General features: G+C 73.3%; 13 protein-coding genes. 10 read left to right on the top strand and 3 right to left on the bottom strand.

The window, feature by feature from the left end:
* Positions 1–8: 8 nt before the first annotated feature.
* Together ACH4FX_RS34990 and ACH4FX_RS34995 are read right to left on the bottom strand one after the other, a co-directional pair.
* Positions 9–1,055: a D-alanine--D-alanine ligase gene (locus tag ACH4FX_RS34990; protein WP_398485488.1), complete on the bottom strand. Its 1,047-nt coding sequence runs from the start codon at positions 1,053–1,055 to the stop codon at positions 9–11.
* Between the two features lie 101 nt (positions 1,056–1,156).
* On the bottom strand, positions 1,157–1,825 hold the full coding sequence (locus tag ACH4FX_RS34995) for a winged helix-turn-helix transcriptional regulator (RefSeq protein WP_398485489.1): 669 nt from the start codon (positions 1,823–1,825) through the stop codon (positions 1,157–1,159).
* An 86-nt stretch (positions 1,826–1,911) separates the two neighbouring features.
* On the opposite strand from ACH4FX_RS34995, the gene ACH4FX_RS35000 reads away from it, so the two are divergent.
* The 5 genes from ACH4FX_RS35000 to ACH4FX_RS35020 all read left to right on the top strand — a co-directional run bounded on the left by ACH4FX_RS35000 (position 1,912) and on the right by ACH4FX_RS35020 (position 7,113).
* Positions 1,912–3,126 (top strand): pyridoxal phosphate-dependent aminotransferase, encoded by a 1,215-nt coding sequence (locus ACH4FX_RS35000; RefSeq protein ID WP_398485490.1) that lies wholly within the window; start codon positions 1,912–1,914, stop codon positions 3,124–3,126.
* 64 nt (positions 3,127–3,190) lie between these two features.
* Positions 3,191–3,802 carry an alanine racemase gene (locus ACH4FX_RS35005; RefSeq protein ID WP_398485491.1) on the top strand — a complete coding sequence of 204 codons (612 nt, stop codon included), beginning with the start codon at positions 3,191–3,193 and terminating at the stop codon, positions 3,800–3,802.
* On the top strand, positions 3,787–4,035 hold the full coding sequence (locus ACH4FX_RS35010; protein WP_398485500.1) for a hypothetical protein: 249 nt from the start codon (positions 3,787–3,789) through the stop codon (positions 4,033–4,035). The genes ACH4FX_RS35005 and ACH4FX_RS35010 overlap by 16 nt, the downstream gene beginning before the upstream one ends.
* A 309-nt stretch (positions 4,036–4,344) precedes the next feature.
* Positions 4,345–6,477, top strand: a complete 2,133-nt coding sequence (locus ACH4FX_RS35015; RefSeq protein ID WP_398485492.1) for a prolyl oligopeptidase family serine peptidase — start codon at positions 4,345–4,347, stop codon at positions 6,475–6,477.
* Positions 6,478–6,606: 129 nt separating this feature from the next.
* A complete protein-coding gene (locus ACH4FX_RS35020; RefSeq protein WP_398485493.1) occupies positions 6,607–7,113 on the top strand; it encodes a Rieske (2Fe-2S) protein in 507 nt (168 codons plus the stop codon).
* A gap of 123 nt (positions 7,114–7,236) precedes the next feature.
* On the opposite strand, the gene ACH4FX_RS35025 is transcribed toward ACH4FX_RS35020, so the two are convergent.
* A complete protein-coding gene (locus ACH4FX_RS35025; RefSeq protein WP_398485494.1) occupies positions 7,237–7,887 on the bottom strand; it encodes a cysteine hydrolase family protein in 651 nt (216 codons plus the stop codon).
* A gap of 292 nt (positions 7,888–8,179) precedes the next feature.
* Here ACH4FX_RS35025 and ACH4FX_RS35030 point away from each other — a divergent pair, with 292 nt between their 5' ends.
* The 5 genes from ACH4FX_RS35030 to ACH4FX_RS35050 all read left to right on the top strand — a co-directional run.
* A complete protein-coding gene (locus ACH4FX_RS35030; protein ID WP_398485495.1) occupies positions 8,180–8,647 on the top strand; it encodes a pyridoxamine 5'-phosphate oxidase family protein in 468 nt (155 codons plus the stop codon).
* 251 nt (positions 8,648–8,898) lie between these two features.
* On the top strand, positions 8,899–10,353 hold the full coding sequence (locus ACH4FX_RS35035; RefSeq protein ID WP_398485496.1) for an acyl-CoA synthetase: 1,455 nt from the start codon (positions 8,899–8,901) through the stop codon (positions 10,351–10,353).
* 325 nt (positions 10,354–10,678) lie between these two features.
* A complete protein-coding gene (locus ACH4FX_RS35040) occupies positions 10,679–11,983 on the top strand; it encodes a carboxyl transferase domain-containing protein (protein WP_398485501.1) in 1,305 nt (434 codons plus the stop codon).
* Positions 11,984–12,024: 41 nt separating this feature from the next.
* Complete coding sequence (locus tag ACH4FX_RS35045; protein ID WP_398485497.1) at positions 12,025–12,363, top strand: GNAT family N-acetyltransferase; 339 nt, start codon at positions 12,025–12,027, stop codon at positions 12,361–12,363.
* A 24-nt stretch (positions 12,364–12,387) separates the two neighbouring features.
* A partial coding sequence (locus ACH4FX_RS35050) for a transposase (RefSeq protein ID WP_398485498.1) occupies positions 12,388–12,663 on the top strand: 276 nt, incomplete at its 3' end.

Raw genomic sequence — 12,663 nt, forward strand, 5'->3', positions numbered from 1 at the left:
TCGGACGTCTACGCGCGTGTCGCGAGGTCCACGATGCGCTGGGCCAGCTCGGGATAGCTCAAGCCGGCCCCGGCCGCTGCGAGCGGCAGCAGACTCGTCGCCGTCAGGCCCGGCAGCGCGTTGACTTCCAGGCACATCGGCGCGCCGTCCGCGTCACTGCGGAAGTCGGCGCGTGAGTACGTGCCGGGGCCGAAACCCAGGGCCCGGTGGGCGCGTACGGCCAGTTCCCGCAACCGGGACGCGAGGCCGTCCGGGATCTTCGCCGGGCACACCTCGCCGACCGCCGCGGGCTGGTACTTGGCCGCGTAGTCGAACACCGGCGTCGTCAGCTCGATCTCCACGACCGGGAGGGCCTGGTCGCCCAGCACGCCCACGGTGAACTCCCGTCCCGGGAGAAACGGTTCCACCAGCAGGTCGGCCTCGGCGTCGGCGGCGCGTACCTCGGCCGCGACCCGGACCAGTTGCGGCAGCGAGTCGACCCGGTGGACCGACACGCTCGAACCGTCCGCGACCGGCTTGGCCACCACCGGCCCGGCCGCCACCAGCCGTCGTACGCCCTGCGGCACATCGTCCGCCGCGGGCCGCCACAGCACCCGCTCGGCCACCGGCACCCCTGCCGCGCCCAGCACCGCCTGTGCCCGCCCCTTGTGCCAGGCCGCCGCGCACACCGCGCTGCCCGCGCCGGTGAACCGGACGCCGGCCATCTCCAGGAGCGCCTGCACATGCCCGTCCTCGCCCCAGCCGCCGTGCAGCGCCACGAACACCAGCTCCGCGTCGCGCAGCAGGTCCAGGACCGGGCCGCCGGTCAGCGAGGCGTGCATACGGCGCCTCAGGTGCCGCCGCTCCGAGAGGGACGGCGGCTCTTTCCCGACCGCCACCGCGTCGATCGCGTCACCGGGCCGCAGCGGCCCGGCCAGGACCGGCGACACCGCGGCCGGGTCGACCAGCACCACCTCGTGTCCCCGCTCCAGCAGGGCGCGGGCCACCGACCGGCCCGAGGCCAGGGAGACATCGCGTTCCGTGCTCTCTCCACCGCACAAGATCACCATTCGCATGCCGGGATTCTGCCGTACTGCCCCGACTTGTGCACATACCGTCGGCCCAGGCGCCCCGTCCGCCAGGGTGGAGTGCGGGGTCTCCACTGCGGAGAAGGGGCTCATCGCCGCGCCCCGCGGAGACGGGCCGCCAGTTCGCTGTCGCCCTCCACCTGGATGCGGCCGGATTTCACGCCCTCTTCGAACGCGAGCTTTCCGTCCAGGAGGGCGTCACAGGCCGCGGACGGCAATACGATCCGGGCCTCGGCCCGCTCGGCCGGTCCGTCGCCGTACACCGGGAAACCGCCGGAATCGCCGGACTCCCCGGAACCGCCGCCGATGCGCAGATGGAAGGTGCCGGTGTCCAGCACCACGTCGAGGACACCGGTGAGGCCACCCGCCGCTTCGGTCAGCGGCTTGAGGAGCGGGAGGGCGTGCCAGTGCGCCCGTACGGCGTCGGTGGGCCGCCGCTCCGGCAGCGCCGGTGCGCCCCACTCCGCGAGCGCGGTCAGGACGGGCTGCAACCGCCGGCCGCGCGGTGTGAGTTCGTACACGAAGGAGGCGGCGGGCGGCGGGAGGCGGTGCCGCGTGGCCAGGTCCTCGCGCTCCATGTCCTTGAGGCGGGAGGCGAGGACATCGGTGCTGATGCCGGGCAGGTCGGCGTGCAGATCGGTGTAACGGCGGGGCCCGGCGAGAAGTTCCCGGACGATCAGGAGGGTCCACCGGTCGCCGACGGCGTCCAGGGCCCGGGCGGCGGCGCAGTACTGGTCATAGCTTCGGCGGCGAGGCATGGACAGCAGTTTAGAGAAGACATTGGACTTGCCAAGCTTCCACTTGGTAAAACCAAGTAAGCAACGAAGCCTGGGGAGGCCACCGCATGGAATTCCGGCAGTCGAGCAAGCTGAGCGACGTCTGTTACGAGATCCGCGGGCCGGTGATCGAGCACGCCAACGCCCTGGAGGAGGCGGGGCACAGCGTGCTGCGCCTGAACACCGGCAACCCCGCCCTGTTCGGGTTCGAGGCGCCGGAAGAGATCGTCCAGGACATGGTCCGGATGCTGCCGCGGGCCCACGGCTACACCGACTCGCGCGGCATCCTCTCCGCCCGGCGCGCGGTCGCCCAGCGCTGCCGGGCCCAGGGCCTGCCCGATGTCGACGTGGACGACGTCTTCCTGGGCAACGGCGTCTCCGAACTGGTCAGCATGGCCGTGCAGGCGCTGCTGGAGGACGGTGACGAGGTCCTCGTGCCCGCCCCGGACTTCCCGCTGTGGACGGCGGTGACCACGCTGGCCGGCGGGCGCGCCGTGCACTACCTGTGTGACGAGTCCGCCGACTGGTACCCGGACCTCGACGACCTGGCCTCGAAGATCACCGACCGCACCAAGGCCCTCGTCATCATCAATCCCAACAACCCGACGGGCGCGGTGTACCCGCGCGAGGTCATCGAGGGCATGCTCGACCTCGCCCGCCGGCACCACCTGATGGTCTTCGCCGACGAGATCTACGACCAGATCGTCTACGACGACGCCGTGCACCTCCCCGCGGCCTCCCTGGCCCCGGATCTGGTCGTGCTGACCTTCGGCGGGCTGTCCAAGACGTACCGGGTGGCGGGGTTCCGGTCGGGGTGGCTCGTGGTCACCGGCCCGCGGCAGCAGGCGCGGAACTACCTTGAGGGGCTGACCATGCTGGCCTCCATGCGGCTGTGCCCCAACGCGCCCGCGCAGTACGCCATTCAGGCCGCGCTCGGCAGCCCGCACTCCATCCGCGATCTGACCGCCCCCGGCGGCAGGCTGTACGAGCAGCGCGACCGGGCCTGGCAGAAGCTCAACGAGATCCCGGGCGTCAGCTGCGTCAAACCGCAGGGGGCGCTGTACGCCTTCCCGCGCATCGACCCCGCCGTACACAAGATCCACGACGACGAGCGGTTCGTCCTGGACCTGCTGCTGCGCGAGAAGATCCAGGTCGTCCAGGGCACCGGCTTCAACTGGCCCGCACCCGACCACTTCCGCATCCTCACCCTGCCGCACGCCGATGAGCTGGAATCGGCGATCGGCAGGATCGGCCGCTTCCTGGCCGGCTACCGGCAGTCCTGACCCGGCGGCCCCTCGACCACGGAGACCACCCCATGAGTACGCTCCGGCGCGCGAGTACGCGCCCGTGCCCGTGCCCGAGTATGCGCCTGCCCGCCTGCCTGGCGATCCCCTCGCTCGTCTCGACATCGACGTACTGGAGCGCAACATCGCCCGGATGGCCGCTGCCGCCCGCAGCGGCGGATTCGCCCTGCGGCCCCACGCCAAGACCCACAAGTGCCCGCAGATCGCCGCGCGGCAGCTGGCCATGGGAGCCTCGGGGCTGACGGTCGCCACCATCAGGGAAGCCGAGGCGTTCGCCGACGCCGGTGTCACCGACCTCTTCATCGCCTGCCCCTTGTGGCCCGACGCGGACAAGGCCCGCCGCCTACGGCGCCTGGCCGAGGTCACCGCCCTCCGCGTGGGCGTCGAGTCCGCGGGGGGCGCCCGGCACCTGGGCCGCTCACTGCGCGGCGCGGCCCGGCCAGTCGAGGTGCTCGTCGAGATCGACAGCGGACACCATCGCACCGGGGCCGGGCTCGATGTCGTCGGCGTGTTCACGTTTCCCGGCCACGGTTACGGCCACGACGCCCACGCACGCGAACGCGCCGCCCGGGACGAGGAGAGCGCGCTCGCCCAGGCCGCTTCGTCCTGGACGCCGGCAGCAAGATCCTCGCCTCCGACATCTCGCCCTGGGTGACCGGACGCGGCTACCTGCCCGACTACCCGGAAGCGACGGTCAGTCCGGTCTCCGAGCATCACGCCATCGTCACCCTCCCCGCCGGAACCGCGTCTCCGGCACCGGGCTCCGTGCTCGCCGTCGTTCCCAACCACGCGTGCACGGCCGTCAAGCTCGTCGATCACCTGGCCATCGCCAAGGACGGCGCGGCTGTAAACCGCTGGCCCGTCGCGGCGCGCGGAGCCCATGCGTGATCGCGTCGGGATGGCCGGGGACGGCGTTCCTGCCTGCGTTCGCACTCTGTGAGGCCGGTAAGTGCTGTAAGCACCGCAAGACCCTTAAGTCCTGCATGTCCCACAGAAGAGGAGCGTCGCACCCGATGGGACACAACACTTGAATACATGTACACTTGTCATCACGAAGCCCCGCGGTTCCCCCGTCCGCGGGGCTTCGTCATGCCGTCGGCCGCCCGCCGCGCCCGGCCGGCCGGGGGTCACGGAGCAAGATCGGCAGGTGTCGGGAAAATCCTGGAAGCCGAGGCGGACGGATGTCAGAGTCCGGTCATGACACCTGATGATGACTTCCCGCCCGGCCGTGCCGCTTCCGCCGCCTTTCCCCGGCAGTTCGCGCGTACCCAGCGCTTCTCCCTCGGCGTACCCCGCCAGTTCGGCGTTTCCCCGGACGGGCACCGGGTGCTGTTCGTCCGTACGGGCGGCGGCAGCGATCCCGTGGGCCGGTTGTGGCTGTACGAGGACGGCGCGGAGCGGGTGATCGTCGATCCGGCGCTCCTGGACGGGGACGCGGGTTCCGAAGGGCAGCTGCCCGAGGCCGAACGGCTCCGCCGGGAGCGGGCACGAGAGCACTCCACCGGTGTGGTGGCGTACGCGACCGACGCGGCGGCGCGCGTGGTCGCGTGTGCGCTCTCCGGCGCTCTGTGGGGCGTCCGTACCGACGAAGGCGCCCCCTTCCGCGTGCCGGCCGCCGGGCCGGTCGTCGATCCCCGGCCCTCCCCGGACGGGCGGTTCATCGCCTACGTGACCGGCGGCGCGCTGCACGTGGTCGGCCTGGAGGACGGTACGGACCGGCAACTGGCCGCCCCGGAGGGCCCGGACGTCACCTACGGGCTCCCCGAGTACGTGGCGGCCGAGTCGATGGGCCGGACGCGCGGCTTCTGGTGGGCGCCCGACAGCAGCCGCCTCCTGGTGGCCAGGTCGGACACCTCCGGCGTGGAGCGGCGTCACCTCAGCGATCCGGCGCACCCCGAGCAGCCGCCGCGCGCGATCCCGTACCCCTCGGCCGGGACGGCCAACGCGAACGTGTCACTCCACATCCTGCGGGTGGGCGCCCCCGAGGGGCCGCGTGTCGAGGTGGACTGGGACCGGGCCGCGTACGAGTACCTGGTCAGCGCAGGCTGGGACGGGCACGGGCCGCTCATCGGCGTACAGAGCCGTGACCAGCGGACGCTGCGCACACTGGCGGTCGACGCGGCCACCGGCGCGACCGAGATCCTGCACGAGCGGACCGATCCCGCCTGGGTCGAGATCGTGCCCGGCACACCGGCCCGTACCGCTTCGGCCGCCCTGGTCCTCCCCGAGGACACGCCCGGCACCCGTCATCTGAGTGTGGGCGGCACCACCGTCACGCCACCCGGGCTCCAGATACGCGAGGTCGTCGCCGTGGTGGGCGAAGAGGTGTGGTTCACCGCCAATGAGGAGCCGACGACGGTCCATGTGTGGCGGTGGAGTCCGGAGGGCGGCCTGAGCAGGCTGAGCGGGCGGCCCGGGGTCCACACGGCCGCGGTCGGGGGCGGCACCGTGGTGGTGAGCGGGCTCACGCCGGACGGACCGGTGGCCGAGGTATACGGACAGGGGCAGGACACGCCCCTCGGAAGCATCGCCTCGCACGGCGAGGAACCGCTCGTCACTCCGCGCCCGGACCATCTCCTCCTCGGGGAGCGGGAGCTGCGCGGCGCGCTGTACCTGCCGTCCTGGTACGAGCCGGGCGCCGGCGCCGGACTGCCCGTGCTGCTCGCGCCGTACGGAGGACCGGGCATCCAGCTCGCGGTGCGGGCGCGCACGTGGTTCAGCTGTGTGGCCCAGTGGTTCGCCGAGGAGGGCTTCGCCGTACTGATCACGGACGGGCGCGGCACCCCCGGCCGCGGCCCGGCCTGGGAGAAGACCATCCATGGCGACCAGCTCACGCCCGTACTGGAGGACCAGGCCGACGCGCTGCACGCCGCCGCCGCGTACTGCCCGGGCCTCGATCTGACGCGGGTGGCGATCCGCGGCTGGTCGTTCGGCGGCTTCCTGGCCGCTGCCGCCGTCCTGCACCGCCCCGACGTCTTCCACGCGGCGGTCGCCGGCGCGGCGCCCACGGACCAGCGGCTGTACGACACCCACTGGAAGGAGCGTTACCTCGGCCATCCTGAGGAGACGCCGGAGCATTACGCGCGCTCCTCCCTGGTGGGCCAAGGTCACCTGCTGCGCCGCCCGCTGCTGTTCGTACAGGGGCTGGCGGACGACAACGTGGCACCCGCGCACACCCTGCGCTTCTCCGCGGAGCTGCTGGCCGCCGGCAAGCCGCACACCGTGCTGCCGCTGCCGGGCGCCGGTCACTCGGTGGGCGACCCGGCGATCGGGGAGAACCTGCTCAGGTTCGAACGCGATTTCCTGCGCACCGCACTCGGCGGAAACTGAACGACCGCGCCTCCGCCTCCGTATGAAACTTCCACAACGCCCAGGGGACGCACGGACCACGTGGCGCGCACCGCTCACGGGACGGCGCGGCCCACGGGCCTGGTAGGCACCGGAAGCCGGAGGCACATCATGACCCAGCAGGCAGCAACGGGACGGACGGGCGCGGGAACGGCACGCCGTACGGTCGTCACGGCGGCCGGCGCGGCGGGGCTGGCCGCCGCGCTCGCGGCGTGCGGCAACGGCTCGGACGGGTACGGCGACAGCGCGTCGTCCGCACCGTCCGGGGCGTCGGCCTCCGGGAGCGCCGATACGGACACGGGTGGGACGGGAGGCACGGGAGGCGCGGCCGGGGACGTACTGGCGAGGACGGCGGACATCCCCCAGGGCGGCGGCAAGGTCTTCAAGGACCGCAAGATCGTGGTGACGCAGCCCGCCGAGGGCGAGTTCAAGGCGTTCTCGGCGGTCTGCCGGCACCAGGGGTGCCTGGTGAACGAGGTGGCGGACGGCACGATCAACTGCCCGTGCCACGGCAGCAGGTACGCCCTCGACGACGGCAGCGTGCGCAACGGCCCCGCCACCCAGGGGCTCACGGCGGCCGAGGTGAGCGTGGAGGACGGGTCGATCAAGCTGGGGTGAGGGGAGACGGCCACGGCGGGACCGCCTGTGGTCGGCCGTGACGGGCCGGTGGGGAACGGTGGGGACGGTAGTGGGCCGGGGGTTGCGTGTCGGTCGGTGGCGGCAGTGGGCCGGGCCGGACTGTTACCCGGTGGCGGCCCGGCGCGGGCGTCTCCAGCAGGAGAGCAGTTCGTCGGTGGTCGTGACGGTCGCGACGAGCGTGAGGGTGTGCCGGACCATCGCCGCGGTGTAGTCGGCCGGTACGCCGGCGATGGCGTCGGCGGGTACCACCGCCGTGTAACCGAGGTTGACCGCGTCGAAGACGGCGTTGGGGATCGCCACGTTCGCCGACACCCCGGCGATCACGAGCGTCCGGCAGCCGAGGTTGCGCAGCAGCGGGTCCACGTCCGTACCGGCGATCGGTGACAGCCCGTGCAGCCTGCGGACGATCAGGTCGTCCCCGGAGACCGGGACCGGGTCGGCGATCCGGACCGCGTCCGTGCCGGTGAGCTGTTGCACGGGCAGGCGCTCGGCGGCGGAGAACAGGCGCGCGTTGCGGTTGGCGCCCCGGCCGTCGGGGCGGCGCTCGGCGACGGCGTGCAGGACCTGTACGCCCGCGTCGTGCGCGGCGGCGGCCAGCCGGGCCACCCGGGCCAGCGCCCCTGTTGTGCGGGCCGCGTCGGCGAGTTCCGGCAGCGCGCTGTCCGGTCCGACGACGCCGCGCTGGCACTCGACGGTGAGCAGCGCCGTCGTCGCCGGATCGGTCAGCTCGAAGAGGCGCGTGCCCGATGCCATCGTTTCGTCCCCCTCGGTGGGTGGTCGACGCAGGTCACGGCCGGGACGCGTGGGGCGCCCCGCCGGTGTGCCGCTGGGCCGGGCCCCGGCACGCCACCGGGACGCTCTTCCCGCCGTACCGCGGTGCGAAGCAGTGAGACGCGACACGTCGCAATGAGCCCCGACACGTCGCGATGAGCCGCGTGAGCGTAACCGCCATTGCGTCCGTACGGAAGAGCCCGCATGCTTCCTGACACTCGGTCAGGCCGGTGCGGACCGCGCCCGGCTGCCGTACAGCGGAGGTGGTCGACGGATGACCGGCACACAGCGGCGCGGACGCCGCGTCATGATGACGCCGCGGGAACTGGACACCTTCCTGGCGGAGCAGCGCACCTGCCGGGTGGCCACGGTGGGCGCGGACGGCGCGCCGCACGTCGGCCCCCTGTGGTTCGTCTGGGACGGCACGGCGCTCTGGCTGTACTCGATCACCAGGAGCAAGCGGTGGGCCCAGCTGCGCAAGGACCCACGGGTCGCGGTGGCCGTCGACGACGGGCACGACTACGGGGAACTGCGCGGGGCGGAGCTGAGCGGCAGCGTGGACATCGTCGGCGAGGTGCCGCGGACCGGTGACGCGTGCCCGGAACTGGACCTGCCGGAACGATTGTTCGCCACCAAGTACTTCGGACTGGACCGGATGCCGCACGACGGCCGGCACGCCTGGCTGCGGCTGGTCCCGGACTCGGTCGCCTCCTGGGACTTCCGCAAGATGACAGTGGGGTGAGCCGGGCTTGGGCCCGGTGCAGAGGCAGGTGCTGAGTCAGGTGCCGGACCCGGTGCCGGACCCGGTGCCGGACCCGGTGCTGGGCCCGGTGTCGCGGCCGGTGGCGCGGCCGGTGGCGCGGTACGACCGTGCCACGCGTGGCGCCGCGTGATCGCGTTGTCAGTGGTCTCTGCCAAAGTGGTGGGGTCGGCCCGTTCCGGCAGGTCCGGGCCGACGGCACCGACGTGGCACGACGAGGACGAGGAGACCTGGTGAACGTGCTCTTTCCGGCGCTGAGCGACGCGTCGCCGCTGCCCGCACTGCGCTTCGGCGAGCGTGCGCTCAGCTACCGGCAACTGGCCGCGGTGGCGGGCCGGCTCGCCGACCGCCTCGACGGCGAGACCCGGGTGGCCGTCTGGGCCACCCCCACGCTGGAGACCGCCGTCGCCGTGGTGGGCGCACTGCTCGCCGGGGTGCCCGCCGTGCCCGTCAACCCGAAGATCGGCGAGAGCGAGCTGGCGCACATCGTCTCGGACAGCGGACCGACGCTCGTGCTGGCCGCGCCGGACGCCGAGCTGCCCGGCGCGCTGGCCGCCCTCCCCCGCCTCGACATCGACCCGTCCGCCGCCGACGAGGACGTGCTGCCGCTGCCGTACGAGCCGGACGCCGAATCCCCCGCGCTGGTCGTCTACACCTCCGGCACGACCGGGCCGCCCAAGGGCGTCGTCATCCCCCGCCGGGCCATCGCGCACACCCTCGACGCGCTGGCGGAGGCGTGGCAGTGGACCGCCGACGACGTGCTCGTGCACGGGCTCCCGCTGTTCCATGTGCACGGCCTGGTGCTGGGCGTCCTCGGGCCGCTGCGGCGCGGCGGCAGCGTGCGCCACCTGGGGCGGTTCAGCACCGAGGGCGTCGTCCGGGAGCTGGCCGCGGACGGCACGATGCTGTTCGGTGTGCCGACCATGTACCACCGCCTGGCCGTCGAGGCGGGCGAGAATCCGGCGCTGGCCAAGGCGCTGGGCAAGGCCCGGCTCCTGGTGTCCGGCTCGGCGGCGCTGCCGCGCAGCGACCACGAACGGCTCGCCGCGACCGCGGGCTGCCGCGTCATCGAGCGGTACGGCATGACCGAGACGCTGATGAACACGAGCGTACGGGCCGACGGCCCGCCCGCGCCCGGCAGCGTCGGCGTCCCGCTGCCCGGTGTGTACGTCCGGCTCGTCGACGAATCCGGCCAGGCCGTCGAGGCGGGCGACGGCGAGACGGTGGGCGAGATCCAGGTCCGGGGGCCGAACCTGTTCGTCGAGTACCTCAACCGCCCGGACGCCACCGCGGCGGCCTTCGACGGCGGCTGGTTCCGTACGGGCGACATGGCGACCCGCGACGCGGCCGGCAACTACCGCATCGTGGGCCGCAAGGCCACCGACCTGATCAAGAGCGGCGGATACAAGATCGGCGCGGGGGAGATCGAGAACGCGCTGCTGGAGCACCCGGGCGTCAGCGAGGCCGCGGTGACGGGCGAGCCTGACGAGGACCTGGGCGAACGCATCGTCGCCTGGATCGTGCCGGTGCCCACGGCCGACGGCGCCGCAGGTCCGACCGCGGCCGAACTGGCCGACCACGTGGCCCGGCAGCTCGCGCCGCACAAGCGCCCGCGCGTCGTGCACTTCCTGGAAGCCCTGCCGCGCAACGACATGGGCAAGATCCTGAAGCGGGACCTCCGTGCGTAGCGACGCGCCGCCGGGCGCGTTCGACGGCGCCGGCGAGGGTGCGGGCCGGGATGCGGGCGGTGGCCCTGGCGCGGGCGGCCGTTCCGTACCGGCCGGCCCGTCCCCGCGCTGGTCCGCGCGTGAAGCGGTCGCTGCGGTGACGGAGGAGTTCACGGAGTTCGTTGAGTTCGCGGGGGCGGGGACAAGTGCGGGCGCGGGGGCGGCGACGGGCACCGGTTCGGCGGCTGCCGCCGGTACGGGTGCCGAGACGCCCTCGCCTGAAGCGGACGGCGGGCCGTCCCCTGACGGGCCACCCGTCTCCCCAGCACCCGACGACGCACCGCATATCTCCCCACCACCCGACGAGGTATGGCTCGACGAGGTACGGCTCGACGACGGACCGCTCGAATGGGACGGTTACGGCGCCGCGCGGCAGCGGGCGCGGGAGCGGACCGGCGAGCGCGAGTCCGTGATCAGCGGGATTGCCCGGGTCGGTGGTGTGGAGACGGTCCTGGTCTCCTTCGAGTTCGGCTTTCTCGGCGGCTCCCTGGGAGAGCGCACCGGCGACCGCCTGGTGGCCGCCTACGCCCGGGCCCGCGAGCTGCGCCTGCCCGTCGTCCTGCTGATCGCCACGGGTGGCAGCCGCATGCAGGAGGGCATGCGGGCGCTGACCCAGCTTCAGCGCGTGGCCACCGAGTCCGCGCTGAACCGCGCCGCCGGCCTGCCGCAGGCCGCCGTGGTCCGCGATCCGACGACCGGCGGCGGCTGGGCGACGCTCGGCGCGGGCGCCGATGTCGTCCTCGCGCTGCCGGGCGCGCAGATCGGCTTCGCGGGCTCCCGGGTACGGCCGGCGGACGCCGACCCGTACGCCTACAGCGCCGAAGGCCAGCTGGCGGCCGGGCAGATCGACGCCATCGTTCCGCCGGACCGCTTGCGCGCGACGCTCGGCCGCTGGCTGCGCCTGCTGTCGCCTGCCGGGGAACCCGCCCCTCCCCCGCCTCCGTACGCCCTCGGGGCGTCCGCCCTCCCGGCGTCCGGCTGGGCGGCGGTGCGCGCGGCCCGCGATGAGCGGCGACCGCGCGCCGCGGCGTATCTGGACGCCTGCTTCGACTGGTGGGAGGAGATCAACGGCGACCGCTGCGGCGGCACGGACGCGGGCATACGCTGCGGGTTCGGCCGGCGGGACGGGCGCACGACCGCGTTTGCCGCGCAGTGCGGTACGGCCGTGCGCCCCGCGGGATTCCGTACGGCGGCCCGGCTGATCCGTATGGCCGACCGGCTCGGCATACCGGTGCTCACGCTCGTGGACACTCCGGGCGCGGCCAACGACCCGGATGCCGAACGCACCGGCGCGGGCGCGGCCATCGCGGACGTCTTCGCCGCGCTGGCCTCGGCCCGTACGCCCGTCACCTCGCTGCTGATCGGGGAAGGCGGGTCCGGCGGCGCGCTGGCCCTGGCCGCACCGGGCCGGCTGTGGGCGACGCCGGACAGCTATTTTTCCGTCATCGCCCCGGAAGCGGCTGCCGCCATCCTCAAGCGCGACGCGGGCGCGGTGCGCAGCACGACCGACCAACTCCGGCTGCGACCACAGGACTTGCTCGATCTCGGCATCATCCGCGGCATCGTTCCGCCCGCCCCTGCCGCCCGGTGACGCGGAGCGGGCCGCGTACGCCGCTGGGCCACAATGCCCCCGTGGACACCGTCACCATCCGCCTGGCCCGTCCGGACGATCTCGGCGCCGTCGCCGCGTTGCGATGGCAATGGGTGCGGGAGAACGAAGGGACGCCCGTCACCACGCGCGATGCGTTCGCGCGCCGTTTCGTGGCGTGGGCGCGGGAGAACACGTCCTCGCACCACTGCGTGGTCATGGTCCGCGACACCGTGGTCATCGGCATGGCCTGGCCGGCCGTCACCCAGCGCGCGCCGAGTCCGCTCACGCTGGACCGTGCGTCGGGTGACGTGCAGTGCGTGTACGTGGTGCCGGGCGAACGGGGCGGCGGGCTAGTACTCCAGCAGCGGATCGTGTCCTGAGCTGGCGGTTGTCGTTGTCCTGGTATGGAGGCGATAGCTGACGCCGGCCGGTGGAAGGCCGAGTTGGAGTTGGTGTTCGCGCGGGTGGCGGGCCAGTTTGCCCGGGCGGACCTGCGGTGGCGGATGCGGGACTATGTCCGCGGTCTGCTGGGGCGGGCGGCACGCAAGAACGGCTGGCAGCTCGCGGAATGGGCAGGCCACCGGACCCCCGACGGCTTCCAGCGGCTGCTGAACAGCAGCCGCTGGGACGCGGACGCCCTGCGTGACGACGTGCGTGCCTACGTCGCCGAACGGCTCGGA

This window comes from Streptomyces sp. NPDC018019 (assembly GCF_044327805.1).
In the GTDB taxonomy this organism is placed as follows: domain Bacteria; phylum Actinomycetota; class Actinomycetes; order Streptomycetales; family Streptomycetaceae; genus Streptomyces.

Coding starts and splice junctions, on each gene's coding strand:
- ACH4FX_RS34990 (WP_398485488.1), bottom strand. CDS start 1,055: ATGCGAATGGTGATCTTGTGCGGTGGAGAGAGCACGGAACGCGATGTC.
- ACH4FX_RS34995 (WP_398485489.1), bottom strand. CDS start 1,825: ATGCCTCGCCGCCGAAGCTATGACCAGTACTGCGCCGCCGCCCGGGCC.
- ACH4FX_RS35000 (WP_398485490.1), top strand. CDS start 1,912: ATGGAATTCCGGCAGTCGAGCAAGCTGAGCGACGTCTGTTACGAGATC.
- ACH4FX_RS35015 (WP_398485492.1), top strand. CDS start 4,345: ATGACACCTGATGATGACTTCCCGCCCGGCCGTGCCGCTTCCGCCGCC.
- ACH4FX_RS35020 (WP_398485493.1), top strand. CDS start 6,607: ATGACCCAGCAGGCAGCAACGGGACGGACGGGCGCGGGAACGGCACGC.
- ACH4FX_RS35025 (WP_398485494.1), bottom strand. CDS start 7,887: ATGGCATCGGGCACGCGCCTCTTCGAGCTGACCGATCCGGCGACGACG.
- ACH4FX_RS35030 (WP_398485495.1), top strand. CDS start 8,180: ATGACCGGCACACAGCGGCGCGGACGCCGCGTCATGATGACGCCGCGG.